Raw genomic sequence first — 20,342 nt, forward strand, 5'->3', positions numbered from 1 at the left:
GCGCCTGCGCTTACTGTCGTGCAAGACTATGAACGGAGACAATGAATGAACGCACGTGTCGAACTCTCGGATGCCGGACGCGACGGCGGATCGAGCGCCGCGCCGCCGGCCGAGGGGCGCGTGCTGAGCCACGTCGTCAATGGCGTCGCGATCCTCACGCTAGATAGGCCGCACGCGCTCAATGCGCTCTCGCATCAGATGGTTCGCGAGCTCGCGCAGGAAGTCGAGCGCTGCCGCCAGGACGACACGATCGTCGCGCTGGTCTTACGCGGCAGCGGCGAAAAGGGATTTTGCGCAGGCGGCGACGTACGCGCGCTTTATCATGCCGCCAACGCCGGTCGCGTCGAGGGCGACGACGGCTGGCGGCAATTTTTCATCGACGAATACCGGCTCGACTTCGCGCTGCACGCCTTTCCCAAGCCGATCGTCGCGCTCGCCGACGGCATCGCGATGGGCGGCGGCATGGGACTCGCTCAAGCCGCTTCGCTACGAGTGGCGACCGAGCGCAGCAAGATCGCGATGCCCGAAACGCGCATCGGCTTCGTGCCGGACGTCGGCGCAACGCGTTTTCTGAGCGTCATGCCGGTCGAACTCGCGCTATACGTCGCGCTGACGGGCGCGGTCTTGACGGGTGCGGACGCGGTACGCTGCAATCTCGCTGACGTCTGCGTCCAAAGCGTATGGCTGCAAGGATTCGAAGCCCGCCTGGCCGCGCTGCCGCCGGAGCAAGTCGGCGCCCGTCTGCGCGAGGCGTTCGTGCCGCCCGCCGCGCCGTTGCCGCCCGCCCCGATCGAAGGCGTGCTGCGCGGAATCGAAAAACACTTCTCGGCCAGCTTGACCGTGGACGAAATGGCGGCCTCGCTTGCCGCTACGCTAATCTCGAACCCACCTGCCGAAATGCGCGCATGGTTGCAGACGGCGCTCGAGGCACTGCACGGCTACTCTCCCACGATGCTGCACGTGACGCGCGAAGCGATCCTGCGCGGGCGGCGCATCACGCTGGCCGAGGCCTACCGGATGGAGCTCGGGATCGTCTCGCGCGCGATCGAGGAAGGCGATTTCCGCGAGGGCGTACGCGCGCATCTCGTCGACAAGGACCGCAGCCCGCGTTGGCAACCGGCCTCGCTGGCCGAGGTACGCCAAGAGCGGATCGCGCACTTTTTGCGCTCGCCCTGGCCCAGTGCAAAGCATCCGCTCGCCGAACTCGGCGCACTGCCGGCGATCCGCTCGTCGCAGCTCCCCTCATAAGCGTCGAACCGAAGCGCGATAGCGGCGCCCGCCGGAGACCGAAAATGAAACGGGCGACCGATCGGCCGCCCGTTTCATCTCATCTTGCCGCCCAGCGTGCGATTAAACGGAGGCGATGAGCCCCATCGCGATCGCCTTCACGACGGCCTGCACCTTGTTCGTCGCGTTCAGCTTCAACAAGACGTTGTTGACGTGAAAATTCACTGTCCGCTCGGAGATGCTGAGGATTTGGCCGATTTCGCACGCCGTCTTGCCCTCGCCGGTCCAGCACAGCACTTCGCACTCGCGCGGCGTCAGCACGACGCCGGCTTCGGGCGCCAATCTCGGCACGAGAAATTCGCTCATCAGCGAATGCGACAGATTCGCGAGCCAGCTCGCTTGCAGGGTCAAATCGTCGACTTCCTCGGTACTGAGGGTATCGGCGTGCCGCGCCATCGTCAGCAATCCGTAGACACCGTGCGCCGCCCAACTCGAATGCGCCACGCCTACGCGCAGACCGAAATCGCGCGCATCCGTCCATAGGCGCGGCGCGTTCGCCGACGCTTCCGGCCAAATGATGAGCCGAGAGCTCGTCATCCCCTCGCGCACCGTCGGATCCACGTCGATGAAGTGGTTTTCCTGATAGTGCTTCATCCACCCCGACGGGTACGTATCGAAGATGGCGACCGCCGGATTCGAAACCGGCAGGGGTACGCGAATGCCGTAACAGCAATACTCAAAACCGAGTCGCTTCGCCAACCCCGCGATTCGGTCGAACAGTTGCCGCTCGTCGGTCGCCGAGCGCAACTGTTCGTAACTATCTTGCCACCGCAACGGCGATTCCATGAATACCCCAATTGATAAGTAACACGGGACACAAGGCTGTCATAGTTGCCAGGTCTCACAGCTGCGACGGGCTGCTACAGTCCGGCGCATGAGACATCCTTCCGCCACGCTGCCCAGCCACCACGTCGACGGCTATGTCCGCCTCCAAGAGTGCGCGCTTGCCGGGCTTCATTTCGTCCATGTCGCCTCCGCGCTCGACGACGGACTGCTCGCGGAATTGCGCGCAGAAGGTGTCGACGCAAACACTGCCGGGTACACCGAATGGCAACGCCCGAGCGGCCCCGGCGCAGCGCACGTGACGCTCGGCTGGGACTGGTACGTCGATCGCGGAACGGGCGCCCTGCTGGTTGCCTGGAGCGACATTCGCAGCAACGTCATGTGCATCGACCCGCGCGGTCTCGACATGGGCATGACGCATACGGCTCAAGCATTGTTGCGGCGCGTCGCCGGCCTGAACTGGCCGAACGCCGTCGCGCAAGCCGCGCTTGCCCCGTGGGGCACGCCGCTTACGTACGGTCCGACGCTCCAATAACGCCGAGCCGGGCTGCAAAATCGGCACGCCCGCGCTCGATTCATCTGTAAATTTATCCACAGGTCTCATTTATAAGCAAATCGCCGGCTCATTTCAATCTCATTATTAGTTTCGACTGACTTGCCCAAAAGCGCTGCGCCGCTTTGGCAGGGAAATGTGCATCCATTGTAGTCCTGTCAACGTTGACAGTTACCGACCCTCGGAGCGCGCGCTGTAATGCGCTCATCAAAAATCAAAAGCGAGGGATTTCATGCGGACTTCTGTTCACGGCGACGGGCGACTGCCCGAAGATCTCGATGCTGCGCTGGCGCATTATCGGCACCGGATTTTCGTCGAACTGCTGGGATGGCGTCTGCCGTGTGCCGATGACCGCTTCGAGCGAGACCAATACGATCGCGACGACACCGTGTATGTCGTCGCCCATGACGAATCGGGGGCCATTTGCGGTTGCGCGAGGTTGTTGCCTACTACCCGTCCTTATCTGTTGCAAGAGCTTTTTCCGTCGTTATTGGCCGACGGCATCGCGCCGCCCAAAACCGCCGACGTCTGGGAACTGTCTCGTTTTGCGGCGAGCACGTCCGATGGGGCATTCGGGGACGAAGCGGGGGCGTGGGCCGTGCGCCCGATGCTCGCATCGGTGGTCGAGTGCGCCGTCAAGCTCGGTGCGCGTCAGCTGATCGGGGTAACGTTCCTCAGCATGGAGCGGCTGTTCCGTCGCATCGGCGTGCATGCTCACCGGGCCGGTCCTGCGCAGCGGATCGACGGCCGCATGGTCGTCGCTTGTTGGATCGATCTCGATGTGCAAACCCTAACGGCGCTCGGGTTGGATCCCGCTCTCATCGAACGAGCCGAGGACTGCGAGTTGGCTTTGCAAGCCTGAGCCTGACGGCTTCGCGGCTGACCGCTCCGTCGCGAGGCGCGGCGGCCATGGCACTGTTCCGCGTGTACCCGCCCTCTTCGCGGGCGTGCCGGCACGCGCGATCGGCGCTTGCCCATGGCAAGCGCCTCCGCAATCAAGGCGGCGGTCCCGGTACTCGGTCCCCCTCTAACGTCTTGCTTCGCGCGTCGCGTCTCCATAGGGCGACGCGCACCTCGGTCGTCGCTGCTGTCGGCCTGCGTTATATAGAAGGAGATACACCGTGACCATTACTCGCGACGTGCCGGCACCCGTTTCCCATGACGACTTCGCCTCACAAGCTCGGATCGAGGTGCGGTATCTCGACCGTCCGTTGACGATGCCACTCGCGCGGCTCGATCGGCTCGGACTGACCGTAACGGTCGACGATGCCGATCAGCCGGCCATCGGCTTACCTCGCCGCGCACTGATCGTTGCCGACGGGGAGACGCTCTGCGAGTTGCGTCTTGTCGCTCGCAGAGCGAAGCCGTTGCACGGCGGCACGTTCGCGGTCACGCTGCAACCGTCGCGCGCCGACGATCATGCGTTGCTTTGGCAAGCGCTGCGCGCCTATCAGATTCACCTGGGTGCCGTGGCATCGGGCGACGAATCGGCTCGATGGACATGCCCCGCCACAGCGGAACCGGCTTGTACGGCGTCGCATAACGGGCGTATGCCGTGCGGCGCCGACAGCGAAATGTACGTTCGGATGGAGGCGAACGAGCGCGGACGCGCGACGGCTTCGGTATGGGCCGGCGAAGCCGATCCGTACAGCCTCGTTTCCTGTGACGCCGCATTCACGTTAGCCAGCCCGGAGGACGCATGGTTTTTCTCTCATTGGCTCGACTATCACTTCGCCGAAATTCGCGCATGGGCAAGGACGAGCGATGCGACCGCCGATCTTCGGGAGATCTTCATGCGCGTGGTCGATCACGAGGTCGAGATCCGCTTCGTGTTTCGATGCACGCAGGCGGCCGTCCGAGGCTGCGCGGAGACCGCTTGTAGCGGCATCGAGGCGGAGGCGGCACGTCAGTTGGGGATGACGGTGGAGCATTGGTTATCGGGCTCCACCGCCTCCTCGGCTTCTCCGATCGGATGGTGTGGGCGCGGCACCGTGCGAAGCTCGCGCGCTGGTAGCTATTCGTTTTCTTCTAAATAACCATCCGAGGGCGGCGAACCCATTCAACCGCAACCAATAGCGGTGGGTTCGCCCAATTTCCGAGAATTCCGAGAAAGTCAGCGAACAGCGAGTCCCGCTGTCACCATCAAACCGCTCGTTCCAAAAAATTGCGTTTCGACACGAAGCGCGCCGATGCGATAACCGAGCGCGGGAATGACTCCGGGAGAAAACCCACCGCAATTGAGCGGCACCTTGTTCTTGTACCTTCCTACGTAACCATGAATCAAACCGCCCACCACCTTCCCATAGAATCCCGAATCCCCGACATACCAAAGGTGGCCGACGTACAGGGTTTGAGAAAACTGTCCGAATGAATTACGGAATAACGCTCCTCCATACAACCACCCGCCTTGCTTGCGCAACTCCGCACCGATCAGTGGAGAATACCGAAGGTGATCAGGATCGTGTCGATAGCGGGCGTTATAAATATTTGTTTGCAATGTTATTTCATCGATTGATTAAAAAACAGCTGCCTGCACCGCCATTGCGTAGACGCTTATCGATATCGACGACAACATCAAGCATACGTTCTTTGCCTTTTTTATCAAACACACCTTCAGCCGCGACATTCTTTATTCGCCCTGTGTCAATTTGATAGACCGTGCATTAAAACAGACCGATACCGTCGATCCGCTTTAAACGAAAAACAGCCGCCGACCGACCGGCTACGTCGATCGCCCGCACTCAGCGTTCGAAATGGCCCAAGCAAGGTGTGTCAAGCGTGCGAGCGGGGAAACGATGTAGGCCTCGATACATCCCTCACGCCGTTTCGGAGATGCTAGTCCCCGGTACCCGCCGCCTACAAGCGTAAGTTGAGAGGGAAACCATCCTCCATAGGACGCGTTTTCTTAGCCCTCATCATGTGGGATATGCAATCGAGTTGCGCCGGCCCTCGGATCATTCTATTTTTTTCGATTTACGGGATTCGATCTTTAATTGTGCTGCACCTTCCGCCCACGGGTTTACACATCGACGTTCGAACCCATTTCTAGAGGATTCCTTTGAGACGTTCGTTCGAATCTGGCATTGCGCGAATATCGGCTTATAACTCACTGTATGAGTCACCAACTTGGCTGCGATAGGCGCGCGCATTTCGCTCGCACGTCCAGCCAGCCGAGAAGATTCGGTATATTCGAACACGGGAGGCCCCGATGGCAACCGAGCAACCGGCACGCGTGCCGTGGACCGATACGAAGCGCTATTGGTGGATGCTGGGCGCGCTGACGATGACGCTGCCGATCCTTGCCGCGCAGCAGGCGCTGTCGACCGGCTGGGCGATCTTTTGGTGGTTCGGGCCGATATTCGTCTTCGGGGTCATCCCGCTTCTGGACGTACTGATCGGCGCCGATAAAGACAATCCGCCCGAATCGATCGTGCCTACGCTCGAACGGCAGCGCTACTACCGGTACATCGTTTATCTGGCCACAGCGATCGCCTATCTTTCATTCGGATGGGCGCTATGGATCGTGACCACACGGTCCCTCGCTTGGTACGACTACATCGGCTTCGCGTTATCGCTCGGCACCGCTACCGGCGTCTCGATCAACACGGCCCATGAGCTCGGTCACAAGACCGATCGATTCGAGCGCTGGCTGGCGAAAATCACGCTCGCCCCTGTCGCGTACGGCCATTTCTTCGTCGAACACAATCGCGGCCATCATGTTCGCGTCGCGACGCTGGACGATCCGGCCAGCGGCCGCTACGGCGAATCGCTCTGGTCGTTCTTGCCGAGGACGGTGCTGGGCAGTATCGCTTCCGCGTGGCGGCTCGAACGGGTGCGACTCGCACGCACCGGCCGTTCGCCTTGGACGTGGCGCAACGAGGTACTGCACGCCTGGGCGATGACAGCGGCGCTATGGGGCATCGCGATTGCATTGTGCGGCGCGAAGGTCGTCCCGTTTTTGTTGATTCAGGCCGTGTACGGCCTATCGCTGCTCGAAGTCGTCAATTACGTCGAACACTATGGGCTTGGCCGTAAGCGGTTGCCAAGCGGGCGTTACGAGCGCTGCATGCCGGAGCATTCATGGAATAGCAATCACACCGTAACCAATCTGTTCCTCTATCAACTCCAGCGGCATGCCGACCATCATGCAAATCCGACGCGCTGCTATCAAGCACTGCGCCACTTCGACGACGCACCGCAACTGCCTGCGGGTTATGCGACGATGATCCTCCTCGCTTACGTGCCGCCGCTCTGGTTCCGCGTGATGAATCCACGCGTCCGGGCGCACTATGGAGCCCACTTCGCGCAATCGAATATTCAGCCATCGATCCGCCAAAGGGTCCTCGACGAAATCGCCCGCTCGCGTGAAGATCGCCACATCGTTCCGGACGATATACAGTGAGGTAGCGGGTTTGGCTTCATACGCTACCGCATCTCAAAGGCGACACCATTTGACTCCACGGGACGTCCATGCGAATCGAAACACCGCCCTCTTTCGGAATGTCCGCTTTTGCGTTGAGGCAACTGGAAATCGCCGACAAACCCGCCTGGTATGAATATCTCTCGATTCCAAGCGTGTACGAGCACACAAGTTGGGCGCTACGTTGTGCAGACGACCTCGATCCGCAATTTTCCGCGTTTCAATCGACGGCCATCGACTCGGCTCGCCGCCTTGCCATTGTCGAAACGAAATCTCTGCGCCTCGCGGGAACCATCGGATTTCATACCGTTTCCGATACGAATCGATCCGCGGAGCTAGCGTACGACCTTAGCCCCGAGTACTGGGGTAGAGGCATCGGTGCGGCGGCGGCCGCCGCGCTGGTGGAATGGGCGCAACGGGAATACGGATTCGTCAGAATCCAAGCCACCGTGCTGACCGCCAATCGTCGATCGATACGCGTGCTGGAAAAGTGCGGCTTCCAATACGAGGGCCTGCTGCGCGCCTATCGCATGGTGCGCGGCACTCCGGGCGATTTCAACATGTACTCGGTCGTGGCGGGACTGCCATCGCAGTCGTCCGACGCGGCATCGACGCCCATCGCCGGACGCAGCCACGCAGGCACGTCGAACTCGTAGCTTGCGATCGAGCACTACACCGCACGTGCCGCTCGTTCATGTTCGCCTGCCGTCAATGCAAGCCCCACGAGCGCACACACCGGTGCCGCCAACGCCCAAAATCCCGCATACCGGAAGCCGAACGCGCCAGCCGTCGCACCGATCGCGAATGCGAGGATGGCCGGCATCATTTTTTCGAAGCGCGCACGCGCCGACACGCGTAGGCTCTCGCCAGCGTTGGGCGACAGCATATCGACCACGTCGAGAATGGCCTGCGTGACATTGCCCGTCATCACCGTATTGGGCACGCCTGCGCGCTGGATCAAACGCGAATGCGCGTTTTGCACCCCCATCGCCAACGCGCCCAGCACCCCCGCCACTATCGTCGGCAGACCGTCGGGCCGGCTGGTCGGCGTCGACCAAACCCCAGCCACACAGAAACCGAACATGAGGACCGCTTGTACGGTATAGAGCCACCGCGCGCCCTGCAAAGCGCGCCGACCGGACAGCGATCGCACAAGCAAAGCGCTAAAAACGACTCCGCCGATGAACGCGGGAAACACAATGAGCTTTAGCAAGACACCTTGGGCATAGCCGGCAATGCCGGCACCGATCAGCACAAAGTTGCCGGTCACGTGCGCGGTGAATAGCCCGTACAGCGCGACAAAACTGAGCGTATCGACGAAACCCGCGATCGCCGCCAGTAACGTGTCTTCAGATTTCATGTTGAGAATCACTGAGAACGGTCGCGAGGACGAGCGCGGCAATTAGGCCAAGATGCTCGAAAAAGCTATTGAGCGCCATGAAACGCGCGGCTCCGATGTGGTTCCAGAAGTCGTTGGCGACGAGCATCGCAACGACTGTCAGTACGCCGAGGCCGCCGGCGCCGAACCACGTGAAGCGACGAAAGATGACGCACAGGGAGCCGAAGATCTCGACCGCAATAGCCAGCACGGCCCAGAGCGCAGCGGGATGCAGCCCGAAATGCGCTTGCTCCGAGATGGCGTCGTTAAAGTGCAAGACCTTGTCGATACCGCCGATGAGGTATGCGGATACCAACGCCAGACGCGCGAGCGGCATCACCCACGGCTGAGCCAGGACCAGGCCAACCCATGCCGGGTTGCTCCGGCCACTTATCGTCACCATGTCGGACCGCCCAGCGGGATCGCTAAAACAGCGCTCCCAGCTTCCGTCGTCAGTACTTCGAGCTTAGGGTTGTTCATCGCGCGTATCGTCCTTGTGGATCACCGAAAACCTGGGCCTCGGACGAAGACTACGCAAAGTGCACGGAAATGTCCTGAAGTCCGCCTGAAACGTCCTGAAGACAGGTACTCGATCGATCCGGCATTCTCGTGCGCCCCTACGTTGACAACCCGCCACTTCAGAATTTTTCAGCATCGCTTCAAGACTTCGTAGGCGGGCGTGCCTAGACTCCCACCGTGATCGTCGCAAGGGCGAGGGCGATCGAGACGGACGGGCCGGCAGCGACAAACGCCCATTACCTACCGCGGAAAGGATTCACCCCGTATGGATACACTTCTTTCGATGCGCGTGTTCGCACGTATCGTCGAATCCGGCAGCCTCACTCGCGCGTCGGATACGTCCGGCCTGGCAACGCCGCGCGTGTCCGCCCTATTGCGTATGCTGGAGCAGCATCTCGGCTGCAAGCTGTTGAATCGCACCACGCGTAGGCTGTCGCTGACCGAGGACGGACAGGCCTACTACGAACGCTGCGTCGCCGTGCTACGCGAGATCGACGACATGGAGGCATCGATGTCGCACTCGCGCAACGCGCCGCGCGGCCGCTTAAAGGTGAGCATGCCGCCGGCGATGGCCAAGCAAATCGTCGTTCCCGCCCTGCCCGGGTTCCTTGCCGCGCATCCGGACCTCACGGTCGAGCTTTGCTTGACCGACCGCCAGGTCGATCTGGTCGGTGAAGGTGTCGATTGCGTCTTACGAGTCGGCGCACTGGACGACTCGGGCATGATCGCCAAGCGAATCGGCAGCCTCACAACCTGCACGTGCGCATCGCCCTCGTATCTCGAACGGTACGGCATTCCGGAGACGATCGACGATCTGGCCCAACACATCGCGGTCAATCACACGTCGGCCGACACCGGCCGGCCGCGCAGCTGGACGTTCGCCGTCGACGGGGAAACCCATATCGTTCAAATGCGTAGCACCGTCTCGGCCAATGACTTGGACACGTACATCGCGTGCGGAATCGCGGGATTCGGGTTGATCACAACCACGCTGTTTTTTGTCGAGCCGCATCTGAAGTCCGGCGCGTTGCGCGAAGTCATGGCCGAGTTCAACCCGCCGCCACGGCCGATCTCCGTGCTATACCCACCGAATCGGCACGTTCCGGCCAAGCTCAAGCTCTTCGTGGATTGGCTGGCGGGCGTCTATGCCGCCGTCCCGACACTTCAGGGCGGGCGGCAATAAGTACGGTTACGATCGCGGTAGCAGCGGCCGCGCCGGCGCCAAGGCCTTCACGATGTCGTCGATCTCGATCGTGCGCAACACCGACGCCAAAATCATTTCCCCGGCATTCGATGCCCGCTGTTTATGAAGGCGCGGTTTGAATACCTCGTCACCGCGGCAGACGGGGCGTCCGCTTACCGCGCAGATGCCCGAATGACGGGCCCGCGCGGCTTGCCACGTTTGGTAGCCGTACGAGCAACGCGTCGGATCGTGCCACGCGATGGTCGCTCTCGCGGCGCCTTGCCGCTCGAGTAGACGGATCGTGATATCGCGTGGGTTGTACCGTCCCGCGGTTCCGGCTTTCTGTCGACGCTTGTCGATCATGAACAGATCGGCGCGCGCGCAGTCAGCGCCGTTCGAATCTTTCACGCAAAATAGTAAATTGACGGTATGCCGCCACGGATCCCCACCGGTTTCGATCATCGACATTTCACGCTCCCCTGCTAGACAATGCTTCCGCGAGGTCTCTTACTCGATTGGACACAGCGACGGTCCGCCGGCTCTATCGCAAGATCGAAGCGTAGCAACGCGCGAATGAGAAGTCCTGAATGAGCGCTTAAACGTCCTGAACGGTGGGCGCCGAGAGCGCTTATTTAGAAATTCCTCTTCGAACGAACCGGATTTGCTTTTAAGTCATACATGAAGATCACACTCGACGAATTGCAGGCGTTCGTAAGCGTTGTCGACAGCCGGTCGATCACGGCCGCCGCGGAACAGCTTGATTTGACCGTTTCGGCCACGAGCCGCACGTTGGGACGATTAGAGGAGAAACTGAAAACCACGTTGCTGCTGCGTACGACGCGCCGCCTCGAACTCACGGAAGAGGGGCGTGCCTTCCTGAGCGATGCACGAGCGATCATCGCGTCGGTAGAGGGCGCGGAAGAGCAAATGGCCGCGCGCCGAGGGCGGCCGTCCGGGCGGCTGCGCGTGGATGCGGCCACACCGTTCATGCTCCATGTGATCGTGCCGCTCGTACAGGGCTACCGCGAGCGCTATCCGCACGTCGAACTGGAGCTCAATAGTAACGACGAAATCATCGACCTGCTGGAGCGGCGCACCGATGTCGCGCTACGCATCGGCCCGCTGAGAGATTCCTCACTGCATCGCAAGGCAGTCGGTCGTAGTCGCATGCGTATTCTTGCAAGTCCCGCCTACCTCGCGACCCACGGGCACCCTAAGCGCGTAGAAGATCTATCGCGACATGTGTTGCTCGGATTCAACCGGCCGGAGACACTCAATGTTTGGCCCGTAACGGGACCGGACAATGAGCCGTATCGGATCGCACCCACTATTTTGTCGTCTAGCGGAGAAACGCTCCGGCAGTTGGCGTTGGCGGGCGCCGGTATCGTGTGTCTGTCCGACTTCATGACTGCGCGCGATCGTCACGACGGAACGCTCATCCAGCTCTTCGCCCGCCAGACTCACGACGTTCGGCAGCCGATCAACGCGGTCTATTACCGCAATACGGCGACTTCGGCGCGCGTTGCCTCCTTCGTCGACTATCTGATCGAAGCGGTACGCGGCACGGAATTCGCCCGTTAATGTATTCGGCGCCACGCCCCGGGCGTTTGTCCTACGATCCGCCTGAAGATTCGCGTGAAGTGAGCCTGATCGCTGAAGCCGTACTTGTGCGCGATTTCAGCCGTACATAGGGGCAACTCAATGAGGTCGGACTGCGCAGCGGCGATGCGTACGTTCAACCTCCATTGATGAGGCGTTTGCCCAACGGTCAGCCTAAAGGTCCGAAAAAAATGTGCGGTGGACTGATTGACTGATGCAGCGACATCCGACATCGAAAGTTCAGCAGCCAAATCGGACCGGAGAATCCGCAAAGCGCACGAGAGCCATGGAATTTGCCGTGCCTCGCACGGAGCCGCCAAGTGACATCGGCCTTCTTCCAGGTCAATTTTCATGATGCTCCGCCACAGGGTCGGCTAGATAACCGGCATGAGCCATAGTCTGCCTCATGGGCAGGTCGATTTGTACTGACACCGAATCAAGACATATTTGAAAAATAATCAAGAATGACCGTGCATTGCATGCCGGCTGAAAAGCGCGGTATCCGCTTCGCCGAAGCGGCCTCTCACGTCCATGCCGGGTCGCGGAGCATTTTCGTTCAAGACGCATCGGTCCCGATTCCGTTACATTGGGTTCGCCCCATCACTTGCAGCCTCGGTATGCCTTCGCCGTACCCGCATGCTTAATGCGTGCTGCTCAGCGGTCCTCGGAGAAAACCATGGTCAAGATCGGCACGTTGCTGGTGAATTTCGAACGGAGGGAGATCCGCCGGAACGGTCTCGCGCTGCGCGTCAGCGCTCGTGCGTTCGATATCCTCGAAGTACTGTTTCGCGCCAACGGGTCGATCGTCACGAAAGACAAGATCATCGAAGCGGTCTGGCGCAATCAGATCGTCGAAGAAAACTGTTTGCAGGTTCATATCGCCGCCTTGCGCAAGGTGCTCGATGCCGATCGCGAACTCATCAAGACGGTGAGCGGCCGCGGATATATGCTCGTGCCGTTCTCGGGCGTCGCGCGCGAGGCGACCGTCGCTCAGACGCTGCCGCCCAATACGCCGCTCATCGGGCGAGACGAGGACGTAACGCGCATACTCGCCCAGTTGCGGCAGACATCGGTCGTCACGCTGGTCGGCGCCGGCGGGATCGGCAAAACGGCGCTGGCATCTTGCATCGCTCGCACATTGAGTGCGGACAGGGACGGCTCCGTACACTTCGTCGAGCTGGCCTCGTCCACCTCGCGCGAAGCGGTCATCGCCACGCTCGCGATGACGTTGCAAGCCGACCCGTCGCAAGCGATGCGCGACGCTCGTTCGCTGCTGAGCGGATTGGGCGCGCAGCGCGCATTTCTGGTACTCGACAACGCCGAACACGTCATCGACTCGGTGGCCGGGATCGTCGAAGCGCTTATCTCCGGTTCGAATGCGCTCAGTGTGCTCGTGACGAGCCGCGAGCCGCTTGCGATTCGCGGCGAGGCGGTCATTCGAATCGAACCGCTTGCCGTGCCGCCTTGCGAGGCGAGCGCCGAGGAGATCCCCGCCTACGGTGCGGTCGAGATGTTTCTGCTGCGCGCTCGCAACTTCGCACCGAGTTGCGCCGGCGACGCGGCCAGTATCCGCATCGTGGCGGATATCTGCCGGCGCCTGGAAGGTTTGCCGCTCGCGATCGAGTTGGCGGCCGCACGGGTGGCGACGCTTGGGGTCGAGGGCGTCGCGGCGCGCCTTGACGACCGCTTGAATCTATTGAGCGGCGGTCTGCGCTCCGCGTTGCCGCGTCATCAAACCTTGCGAGCGACGTTCGACTGGAGCTACGGCTTGCTCGATACCGAGGCCCGCGCCCTGTTCCGCCGTCTTGCCTTCTTTTCCGGCGCCTTTACGTTCGATGCCGTTTGCGCGGTGGCGATAGAACCCGGTGCGCCGATCGCGGTGGCGATCGCGTCCCTCGGCGAGCTGGCCGCCAAATCGCTACTCGCCGTTGAATTCCACGGCGCGATCGCGCTATATCGCCTCACCGAGTCGACGCGTGCTTACGCGATGGAAAAGCTGCGCGACGGAGGCGAAGTCAAGCGAGTCGCCTATCGTCACCTGCGCTATCTTCAGCGGCACATCGAGGATCACTCGGCACTAACGCCCTATCGAAAGGATGGGCAGCCGCTCGGTCATCCGTCGCTCGACGAAGCGCGCAGCGCGTGGGACTGGGCATTCTCGACGGAAGGCGATCCCGCACTTGGCGTGGCGCTCGCGGGCTCGCTGGTCGGCATGCTGCTTGACACGTCGCTCGTGCACGAATGCCGCGAGCGTGCGGAATATGCGCTCGCGACGCTCGACAGATTGCCGCTCGACGCCGTCGACGTCGTCTGCGAAATGCGCATATGCTCCGCGTACGCTGCATCGCTCGTGTTGACCGGCGGAGCCGTATCCGACGCGGCCCGTCTGTGGACCCGCGTGCTCGAGCGAGCGCAAGGCGGCAATCACGACATCTTCGCCGCCCGCGCGGAATGGGGCCTGTGGAACGCGGCAATGACGAGCGGCGATATTCATACGGCGCTGCGCTTCGCTACGCGCTTCGAGGCACGCGCGGAGCGCGAGGGCACGCCTTGGCAAAAGCTCTGCGCGAGTGCGACGCTCGCGGCCACGTTGCATTGCTTCGGCGAGCACGCTCAGGCGCGTGAGCGCCTCGAGCAGACGCTTGCGGCGCTCGACTTACTCGGGCAGCCCGGGCACGAAGAGAGCGCTCTGGCGGTCGATCCTCGCATCTTCGGGACGGGTACGTTGGCGCGTATTGCATGGATGCAAGGCGATACGGCGCTGGCGTTGGAACTCGTCGAGCGTGCCATCAACTTCCTGCGTGCCGATATCCTCGAGCCGTCTTTTTGTCATCTCTTGGCCGTGTTGGTCGTGCCGCTGGAATTGGCTTGCGGCGAGATCGAAGCGGCCACCCACCATATCGGTTTGCTGCGCTCGCAAGCCGCGCTGAACCGGTTCGACGGGTGGGAGGATTACGGCCGGTGCCTCGTCGGACAACTCGAATTGGAGACCGGCAATCCCGACGGTTTGAAGCAACTCGAGGCCGGGTTGGCCGGCCTGGCGTCGCGCGGGTACCGGCGAGTGACCACGCCGTTGATTTGTGCCTGCGCACAAGCGCTCGCCGAGCGCGGGCGCATCGACGAGGCCATCGCGAAGCTTGACGATGCGCAGCGTCATGGCGATGCCCACGGCGATCTCGGTTTTGCCGCCGAACTGTTGCGCGTGCGTGGCATGGTCGAACTGGCCGCCGCGCGACAGCATGAAGCGCGCGGCGGCCAGAGCCCGGCGCCGTATATCGAGGCGGGCCGTCGTTACTTGCGCGAGGCTATGGCGCTGGCCCATGAGCAGAGCGCGCGCTTGTTCGAGTTGCGCTCGGCGCTGGAGTTGAGCGCGTCGCTCGCGCAAACCGGCGACGCGGGCGAAGCGCTGGCGGTGCTGATCCCGTTTTCGGCGTTCATCTCACCGTCTTTCGGTACGCCGCGCTTGCCCGAGGCGCGCAAGCTCGCGGAGCGATTGAGCCTCCTGCAAGCGAAGGCCGTGTACGCTTGAGGCACGAGTCGATGGCTATTGCCGACGCCTTGCTAAGGACAATTGCCGATGACGTAGTATCCCGCCGACGTCTGCGCTAGCGTATTCGAATAGAAGAGATTGTCGAGCCCCATGTTCTGGTTCGACCCATTGGCGTAAGCCGTACCGAGGGAATCGTGCGCACGGCCCGCCAGTACATGGGCATAGTTCGACGCCGTCGTCTCGGTACAGGTGAAGCTCGATTGCGTTGTCGCCGATACGGCGGACGATTGCGCGCTCTCCCCCGCACTTGGATCGATTTCGGTCACGGTGTAGGAATAAGTTGTCCCTGCGACCAAGCCCGAATCGGTGTAGCTCGCGGATGTGGAAGAACCAACCTTGCTCCCGTTTCGATAGACGTTGTAGCTCGTTGCGTCGGCAACGGGATTCCACGAAAGCGAAACGCTTGTTTGCGTGGTGCCGGTCACTGCCAAACCGGTCGGGACGGAGCCGGACTGCGCCGGCCCCGACACGGCGCGAAGGTTGTTCTTGACCCAGAAGTCCATGACGAATGCCGGATAGTTGATGTGGGTGGCATCCACGTAGTTCGTGTTGTTACCGCCCGATCCGGCCGGCCACGCATGCGACATCCCGGACACCGAAATCTCGTGCGTCCGGACCTTGCCGCTGCTGTCGGAATACGGTGTGTTCGTTCCGCCGCCCGGAATCGTCACTTTCGCGCCTTGCGTAAAGGTGCCGCCGTAAATGCTGCGCAAAGCCGCTGTATCGAGCGGACCGTAGGCCTGAGCGACAGTGTAATCCGACGTCCCCCACACAGCTCCGGCAATCTGCGTCGAAAACTTGCTCACATTGGAGCCCGCCCACGCCTTGCACTGGTTCGCCGCCGTTGTCGCCGTGAAGCCGCTCGGCACGTAGCCGATCTGTGCCGTGGTCGTTCCCGGCGGCGGCCCGGCATTGATCCCGATGCCGGCGAAAATGTCGGGCGCGATGCAACCTAACACCATCGTCATGCCGCCACCCGAAGATAGGCCCGCCACGTACACTTGGTTGGGATCGATCGCGTATTGAGCGTTCGACACGAAGCGGTTTACCAAATCCAGCAGCACCCCGACATGCCCGGCAGTGCGGCTGGGGGAAGTGTTCGCATAGTCCCAGCAGTGATTGCTGTAAACATTGCCGGTTGCGTTCGGCGCCAGGATGATCGCGCCGTACTGATCGGCGATCGCCTTCCAGTTGAAACCGGCCCCATTGCTGTTATTGATGACGTCACCGGACGCGGTCTGTAGGCAACCGTGCAGCACCAATATCAGCGCCCGTTGACCGTTGGGGGTTGTCGGCTGGCTCGCCGGCCAGTAGTAATAACCGGTCAGATTGCCGCCGTTCACCGAATCCGCGGCCCAGGTTTGCTGCGCACTCCAGGTTCCGGGGCCGGGCGTGACAGCAGCCAATGCAGAAGTCGTTACGAGCGCAGCGAAGAAACACACAAGCCATCGCCACTGGCGCCGTGATAGCAATTGCATGACGTCTCCTTTACTTGTTTGAATACCGCATAAGAAGCGGGTTCGACTGATTCGATGGACCGTTCCGTCTTGAATGGCCGGCCGGTTCCGATCGAACGAATCGACATGCCGCCAACCGCGTCAGGAAGCGACCGAACAGCGGTCATGCCCCGACGGCGAGCGGATCAAAAGCAGCATCCATGCCCGTATGTATCGGCGCAACGCGGCCGTTGACGGCGCATCTATTGCCGCGGCATGCCTCTTTTTGCGCGATAAAACGCGACTGATAAGGGGAATTCCCGTTCCCCCGCGCGTCCACAAGTTGAGACACTTCTCGCCTTAGTGTCTCTAATGTTAGACGATTCGCAACAAGCAGGGCCGGGCTGTACTGTCACGCAACAAGGAGAAATCCACATGGCAACAAAGCTCGGCACCATCCTGAGCGATTACAGCTAATGCGTGGGAGCGCAATGCGCTGGCCGTCCGAAATGTTCGTCGTGACGCGATTGATACGGCGCGTCGGCGCGCACCGACAGGCGGTTCGTCGCGGTCAACGTCGCGGTCGTTCCCGATTCGCCGCTCGAGGTCGAGCTGTTCGGCACGGCTGCGGGCGCCAACACCGGCGCGGACCGAAAAGGCCTTGTCAGCAAATTCGAACTGGCTCACGGCGGCACGCTTTTCCTCGACGAGACCGGCGATATGTCTCTGTCACTGCAACGCAAGCTGCGGCGCATGATTCAGGCGGCTAAGTCCAATCACCGCCCGCACGGGCATGCCAGGTAAGGCTCCTGATTTTGGCATCGAGACCACCTCCGTTGAGCGGCGCGCCGCAGCACTGACATCCACGGAATAGATATCGACATTACAAACATCCATTGGATTAATTTTGTCGCGAGTGACAAAGTGTCGCTCATTCAATCTGCTCCGCTTTGCGATGTCCGTTACCGACCTACCGCTGAACACCCCATTTCAAGACGGCTTGCCAACACGGCAGAGAGTAGCGGCGCTTATCGCCATTTCGCTTGCAGTCGCGATGGCCAACCTTGATACGGCGATTACCAACACCGCCCTTCCGACGATCGCGATGAGCATCCGCTCTTCTCCGTCTTCGGTGATCTGGGTGGTCAACGCCTATCAACTTGCGATGGTCGCGACGCTTCTTCCGTTTGCAGCCCTCGGCGAGATACACGGACACCGGCGCGTCTATATCACAGGGCTTACGCTCTTCACGGCTAGTTCGCTCGGCTGCGGCCTCGCGTGGTCACTTCCCACGCTCGTCACTGCACGCGCGATGCAAGGTGTTGGGGCAGCCGCAATCATGAGCGTCAACACCGCGCTCATACGCTTTTCCTACCCCCTCAAACTGCTGGGGCGTGGCGTTGGACTGAACGCGCTCGTCGTAGCCGTTTCGTTTACCCTTGGCCCGTCCGTGGCATCGGCGATCCTGTCCGTGGCGTCATGGAACTGGCTGTTCTTGACCAACGTTCCCCTCGGCGTATTCTCTATTGCGCTGGCGACCCGTACGCTGCCGATCACTCATCGAGCACGGTACGATTTCGATATAGCCGCAGCGATGCTCTGCGCAACTTTCTTCGCGCTGCTGATACTTGGTCTTGGCACGATTTCGCATGAAGGCGTGTCACCGATCGTCATAGTCGTGAGCTTGCCCCCGCAAAACGAATCCCTTGCTGAGCGTTTAAACTCAAGCAAGGAGAGTCAAGAAGATGAACAAGACGACGCGGGCGCGCTACACGCTCGAATTCAAGCTGGAAGCGGTTCGGCTGGTCAAGGCCGGTCAGAGCGTTGCGGCGGTCGCCGCGACGCTGGATTTACCGGCGCAGTCGATTTCCAACTGGCTGAAGGCTGAGCAGGAAGGCAAGCTTGGCGGGGCCGGCACAAAGCCGGTGAGCCCGGAGCAGATGGAACTGTCGAGGCTGCGCGCCGAAGTTGCACGCTTAAAGATGGAGCGCGATATTTTAAAAAAAGCGTGCGCGTACTTCGCGAAGGAGTCGACGTGAAGTACGCGTTCATCGAGCGCAATCGCCATCACTGGCCGATTTCGGTGCTGTGCGAGGTGCTCGATGTGAGCCCTAGCGGCTTTCATCAGCGGCGGCAACGTACCGCGCAGGACAAGCCCCGCCGAAGCCGCGTAAGCGACGATGCGCTGCTGGCGCATATCAAGGCGATTCACGCAGAGGTCAAAGGCGAGTACGGCTGGCCGCGCATGTGGAAAGAGCTGGTTGCACGCGGCGTTCGCGTTGGCAAGGAGCGTGTACGCAAACTGATGGCACAGCATGGTATCCGGGCCCGGCACAAGCGCAAATACATCGCGACGACGAACTCGAACCACAACCTGCCGGTGGCGCCGAACTTGTTGGCGCGCAACTTTACGGCGACGGCGCCGAATCAGGTCTGGACAAGCGACATCACGTACTGTGCGACGGCCGAAGGCTGGGTTTATCTGGCGGTCATCATCGACCTGTTCAGCAGACAGGTGGTGGGCTGGTCGATGCAGTCACACATGAAAGCAGAACTGGTCACCGACGCGCTGCGTATGGCGTGGTTCCGGCGCCGCCCAGACGCTGGCGTCATCGTCCATAGCGACAGGGGCAGTCAGTATTGCAGCGGGCTCTTCCAGGACTCGCTAAGAGCGTACGGTATGCGTTCCTCAATGAGCCGGCGTGGCGACTGTTGGGATAATGCGCCAACCGAAAGCCTATGGGGTTCGCTGAAAGTCGCACGCCTGCATGGTCGGCACTTCGTGACGCGGCGTGCTGCAATGGATGAAATCGTCGACTGGCTTGGCTTTTATAATTCGCGCCGGCTACACTCGACGCTCGACTACGTCAGCCCCATGACGTTCGAGAAAAACTGGTTCGCCGCTCAGCAGGGGCGAGCCGCATAAAGCTCTCAGCTATGGGATTCGCGAAACAGGGGCAAGGTCATCGAGTGGGTGATCGCCGCCGCGTGCGGGACCGCTTTGCTGAGACGCCAGGCCGGCCACCCTGCTCCTATGCTCGCGCTCGACCTCTTCAAGCGCCCTGTCTTCTCACTGTCTGCGATCACCTCGATCTGCTCGTTTTCGGCGCAGAGCCTTGCATTCGTATCGCTACCGTTTTTCTTACAAGTGAGCCTTGGAAACAGCCAGGTCGCAACGGGTTTTTTGATGACACCATGGCCAGCCGTCGTAGCAATCATGGCACCCATTGCGGGTCGCCTAGTCGAGAGATATCCCGCGGGCTTTCTCGGAACAACCGGCCTCCTCATCTTATGCATTGGCATGGCGTCGTTGGCCACGTTGCCGCCCACACCGTCAACGATCGATATTGCATGGCGCATGGTTCTATGCGGCGCCGGATTCGGCTTTTTTCAATCTCCCAATCTCAAAGCGCTGATGGGAAGCGCACCGCCCGAACGCAGCGGCGGCGCCAGTGGGATCGTTGCCACCGCGCGCTTGCTCGGACAAACACTCGGTGCCGCGCTGGTCGCTCTTTGCTTTCACGTCCATGGAGGAAACGGTCCGATTGTCGCTCTATGGATCGGCAGTGCCTTCGCGCTGGTAGGTACCTTCGTCAGTTGCTTACGGCTCCTGCCGCGCTGGCGAAACGCGTGA

Annotated in this window: 19 protein-coding genes and 2 pseudogenes; 13 read left to right on the plus strand and 8 right to left on the minus strand. The window is 61.2% G+C overall.

The window, feature by feature from the left end; all coding sequences use genetic code 11:
- Positions 1-45 precede the first annotated feature (45 nt).
- Positions 46-1,248: an enoyl-CoA hydratase/isomerase family protein gene (locus tag AB1286_RS27715; protein WP_430366403.1), complete on the plus strand. Its 1,203-nt coding sequence runs from the start codon at positions 46-48 to the stop codon at positions 1,246-1,248.
- Between the two features lie 102 nt (positions 1,249-1,350).
- Here the strand turns inward: AB1286_RS27715 and AB1286_RS27720 are convergent, their stop codons facing one another.
- Positions 1,351-2,073 (minus strand): autoinducer binding domain-containing protein, encoded by a 723-nt coding sequence (locus tag AB1286_RS27720; protein WP_430366404.1) that lies wholly within the window; start codon positions 2,071-2,073, stop codon positions 1,351-1,353.
- Between the two features lie 88 nt (positions 2,074-2,161).
- On the opposite strand from AB1286_RS27720, the gene AB1286_RS27725 reads away from it, so the two are divergent.
- The 3 genes from AB1286_RS27725 to AB1286_RS27735 all read left to right on the plus strand — a co-directional run bounded on the left by AB1286_RS27725 (position 2,162) and on the right by AB1286_RS27735 (position 4,659).
- Positions 2,162-2,605: a DUF4902 domain-containing protein gene (locus AB1286_RS27725; protein WP_430366405.1), complete on the plus strand. Its 444-nt coding sequence runs from the start codon at positions 2,162-2,164 to the stop codon at positions 2,603-2,605.
- Between the two features lie 250 nt (positions 2,606-2,855).
- Positions 2,856-3,485: an acyl-homoserine-lactone synthase gene (locus tag AB1286_RS27730; RefSeq protein ID WP_430366406.1), complete on the plus strand. Its 630-nt coding sequence runs from the start codon at positions 2,856-2,858 to the stop codon at positions 3,483-3,485.
- A 259-nt stretch (positions 3,486-3,744) separates the two neighbouring features.
- Positions 3,745-4,659, plus strand: a complete 915-nt coding sequence (locus AB1286_RS27735; RefSeq protein WP_430366407.1) for a hypothetical protein — start codon at positions 3,745-3,747, stop codon at positions 4,657-4,659.
- Positions 4,660-4,736: 77 nt separating this feature from the next.
- Here AB1286_RS27735 and AB1286_RS27740 read toward each other — a convergent pair whose 3' ends face one another.
- The gene (locus AB1286_RS27740) at positions 4,737-5,120 is read right to left on the minus strand and encodes a sn-glycerol-3-phosphate transporter (RefSeq protein ID WP_430366408.1); all 384 of its coding nucleotides are present in this window, start codon (positions 5,118-5,120) and stop codon (positions 4,737-4,739) included.
- A gap of 711 nt (positions 5,121-5,831) precedes the next feature.
- Between AB1286_RS27740 and AB1286_RS27745 the strand changes: the two genes are divergently transcribed.
- Together AB1286_RS27745 and AB1286_RS27750 are read left to right on the plus strand one after the other, a co-directional pair.
- On the plus strand, positions 5,832-7,025 hold the full coding sequence (locus AB1286_RS27745; RefSeq protein WP_430366409.1) for an alkane 1-monooxygenase: 1,194 nt from the start codon (positions 5,832-5,834) through the stop codon (positions 7,023-7,025).
- Between the two features lie 68 nt (positions 7,026-7,093).
- Positions 7,094-7,699 carry a GNAT family N-acetyltransferase gene (locus AB1286_RS27750; protein WP_430366410.1) on the plus strand — a complete coding sequence of 202 codons (606 nt, stop codon included), beginning with the start codon at positions 7,094-7,096 and terminating at the stop codon, positions 7,697-7,699.
- 14 nt (positions 7,700-7,713) lie between these two features.
- On the opposite strand, the gene AB1286_RS27755 is transcribed toward AB1286_RS27750, so the two are convergent.
- Together AB1286_RS27755 and AB1286_RS27760 are read right to left on the minus strand one after the other, a co-directional pair.
- Positions 7,714-8,403: a YoaK family protein gene (locus tag AB1286_RS27755; protein WP_430366411.1), complete on the minus strand. Its 690-nt coding sequence runs from the start codon at positions 8,401-8,403 to the stop codon at positions 7,714-7,716.
- A complete protein-coding gene (locus tag AB1286_RS27760) occupies positions 8,393-8,824 on the minus strand; it encodes a DoxX family protein (RefSeq protein WP_430366412.1) in 432 nt (143 codons plus the stop codon). The genes AB1286_RS27755 and AB1286_RS27760 overlap by 11 nt, the downstream gene beginning before the upstream one ends.
- A gap of 381 nt (positions 8,825-9,205) precedes the next feature.
- Here AB1286_RS27760 and AB1286_RS27765 point away from each other — a divergent pair, with 381 nt between their 5' ends.
- Positions 9,206-10,123, plus strand: a complete 918-nt coding sequence (locus AB1286_RS27765) for a LysR family transcriptional regulator (protein WP_430366413.1) — start codon at positions 9,206-9,208, stop codon at positions 10,121-10,123.
- Between the two features lie 6 nt (positions 10,124-10,129).
- On the opposite strand, the gene AB1286_RS27770 is transcribed toward AB1286_RS27765, so the two are convergent.
- Positions 10,130-10,591, minus strand: coding sequence for a DUF3331 domain-containing protein (locus AB1286_RS27770; RefSeq protein WP_430366414.1), 462 nt, complete (start codon positions 10,589-10,591; stop codon positions 10,130-10,132).
- A 210-nt stretch (positions 10,592-10,801) separates the two neighbouring features.
- Between AB1286_RS27770 and AB1286_RS27775 the strand changes: the two genes are divergently transcribed.
- Positions 10,802-11,704 (plus strand): LysR substrate-binding domain-containing protein, encoded by a 903-nt coding sequence (locus AB1286_RS27775; protein WP_430366415.1) that lies wholly within the window; start codon positions 10,802-10,804, stop codon positions 11,702-11,704.
- Here AB1286_RS27775 and AB1286_RS27780 read toward each other — a convergent pair.
- The gene (locus AB1286_RS27780) at positions 11,701-12,075 is read right to left on the minus strand and encodes a helix-turn-helix transcriptional regulator (protein WP_430366416.1); all 375 of its coding nucleotides are present in this window, start codon (positions 12,073-12,075) and stop codon (positions 11,701-11,703) included. The two genes, AB1286_RS27775 and AB1286_RS27780, sit on opposite strands and share 4 nt — an antisense overlap.
- Before the next feature lie 323 nt (positions 12,076-12,398).
- Between AB1286_RS27780 and AB1286_RS27785 the strand changes: the two genes are divergently transcribed.
- Positions 12,399-15,251, plus strand: a complete 2,853-nt coding sequence (locus AB1286_RS27785; protein ID WP_430366417.1) for a winged helix-turn-helix domain-containing protein — start codon at positions 12,399-12,401, stop codon at positions 15,249-15,251.
- A gap of 32 nt (positions 15,252-15,283) precedes the next feature.
- On the opposite strand, the gene AB1286_RS27790 is transcribed toward AB1286_RS27785, so the two are convergent.
- On the minus strand, positions 15,284-16,750 hold the full coding sequence (locus AB1286_RS27790; RefSeq protein WP_430366418.1) for an extracellular catalytic domain type 1 short-chain-length polyhydroxyalkanoate depolymerase: 1,467 nt from the start codon (positions 16,748-16,750) through the stop codon (positions 15,284-15,286).
- A 489-nt stretch (positions 16,751-17,239) separates the two neighbouring features.
- On the opposite strand from AB1286_RS27790, the pseudogene AB1286_RS27795 reads away from it, so the two are divergent.
- Positions 17,240-17,470, plus strand: a pseudogene (locus tag AB1286_RS27795) (sigma 54-interacting transcriptional regulator); the annotation flags it as partial.
- On the opposite strand, the gene AB1286_RS27800 reads toward AB1286_RS27795, so the two are convergent.
- A complete protein-coding gene (locus AB1286_RS27800; RefSeq protein WP_430366419.1) occupies positions 17,438-17,647 on the minus strand; it encodes a hypothetical protein in 210 nt (69 codons plus the stop codon). The pseudogene AB1286_RS27795 and the gene AB1286_RS27800 overlap by 33 nt on opposite strands.
- Positions 17,648-17,663: 16 nt before the next feature.
- Between AB1286_RS27800 and AB1286_RS27805 the strand changes: the two genes are divergently transcribed.
- From AB1286_RS27805 to AB1286_RS27815, 3 genes and pseudogenes are all read left to right on the plus strand, one after another.
- Positions 17,664-18,596, plus strand: coding sequence for an MFS transporter (locus AB1286_RS27805; protein ID WP_430366420.1), 933 nt, complete (start codon positions 17,664-17,666; stop codon positions 18,594-18,596).
- A protein-coding gene (locus tag AB1286_RS27810) for an IS3 family transposase (RefSeq protein WP_430367347.1) occupies positions 18,511-19,634 on the plus strand; the annotation gives its coding sequence in 2 pieces (ribosomal slippage) (positions 18,511-18,718 and positions 18,718-19,634; 1,125 coding nt in all). Before AB1286_RS27805 ends, AB1286_RS27810 begins: the two co-directional genes overlap by 86 nt.
- 42 nt (positions 19,635-19,676) lie before the next feature.
- A pseudogene (locus AB1286_RS27815) lies at positions 19,677-20,342 on the plus strand (MFS transporter); the annotation flags it as partial.

Origin of the sequence: Trinickia sp. NRRL B-1857 (assembly GCF_050470685.1) — a bacterium.
Classification (GTDB): domain Bacteria; phylum Pseudomonadota; class Gammaproteobacteria; order Burkholderiales; family Burkholderiaceae; genus Trinickia.

What these genes read in the sequence shown, in the direction of transcription:
- AB1286_RS27775 (WP_430366415.1), top strand. Translation starts at nt 10,802, where the DNA reads ATGAAGATCACACTCGACGAATTGCAGGCGTTCGTAAGCGTTGTCGAC.
- AB1286_RS27770 (WP_430366414.1), bottom strand. Translation starts at nt 10,591, where the DNA reads ATGTCGATGATCGAAACCGGTGGGGATCCGTGGCGGCATACCGTCAAT.
- AB1286_RS27790 (WP_430366418.1), bottom strand. Translation starts at nt 16,750, where the DNA reads ATGCAATTGCTATCACGGCGCCAGTGGCGATGGCTTGTGTGTTTCTTC.
- AB1286_RS27785 (WP_430366417.1), top strand. Translation starts at nt 12,399, where the DNA reads ATGGTCAAGATCGGCACGTTGCTGGTGAATTTCGAACGGAGGGAGATC.
- AB1286_RS27725 (WP_430366405.1), top strand. Translation starts at nt 2,162, where the DNA reads ATGAGACATCCTTCCGCCACGCTGCCCAGCCACCACGTCGACGGCTAT.
- AB1286_RS27805 (WP_430366420.1), top strand. Translation starts at nt 17,664, where the DNA reads ATGTCCGTTACCGACCTACCGCTGAACACCCCATTTCAAGACGGCTTG.
- AB1286_RS27745 (WP_430366409.1), top strand. Translation starts at nt 5,832, where the DNA reads ATGGCAACCGAGCAACCGGCACGCGTGCCGTGGACCGATACGAAGCGC.
- AB1286_RS27730 (WP_430366406.1), top strand. Translation starts at nt 2,856, where the DNA reads ATGCGGACTTCTGTTCACGGCGACGGGCGACTGCCCGAAGATCTCGAT.
- AB1286_RS27755 (WP_430366411.1), bottom strand. Translation starts at nt 8,403, where the DNA reads ATGAAATCTGAAGACACGTTACTGGCGGCGATCGCGGGTTTCGTCGAT.
- AB1286_RS27720 (WP_430366404.1), bottom strand. Translation starts at nt 2,073, where the DNA reads ATGGAATCGCCGTTGCGGTGGCAAGATAGTTACGAACAGTTGCGCTCG.
- AB1286_RS27765 (WP_430366413.1), top strand. Translation starts at nt 9,206, where the DNA reads ATGGATACACTTCTTTCGATGCGCGTGTTCGCACGTATCGTCGAATCC.
- AB1286_RS27715 (WP_430366403.1), top strand. Translation starts at nt 46, where the DNA reads ATGAACGCACGTGTCGAACTCTCGGATGCCGGACGCGACGGCGGATCG.
- AB1286_RS27760 (WP_430366412.1), bottom strand. Translation starts at nt 8,824, where the DNA reads ATGGTGACGATAAGTGGCCGGAGCAACCCGGCATGGGTTGGCCTGGTC.
- AB1286_RS27750 (WP_430366410.1), top strand. Translation starts at nt 7,094, where the DNA reads ATGCGAATCGAAACACCGCCCTCTTTCGGAATGTCCGCTTTTGCGTTG.
- AB1286_RS27780 (WP_430366416.1), bottom strand. Translation starts at nt 12,075, where the DNA reads ATGAAAATTGACCTGGAAGAAGGCCGATGTCACTTGGCGGCTCCGTGC.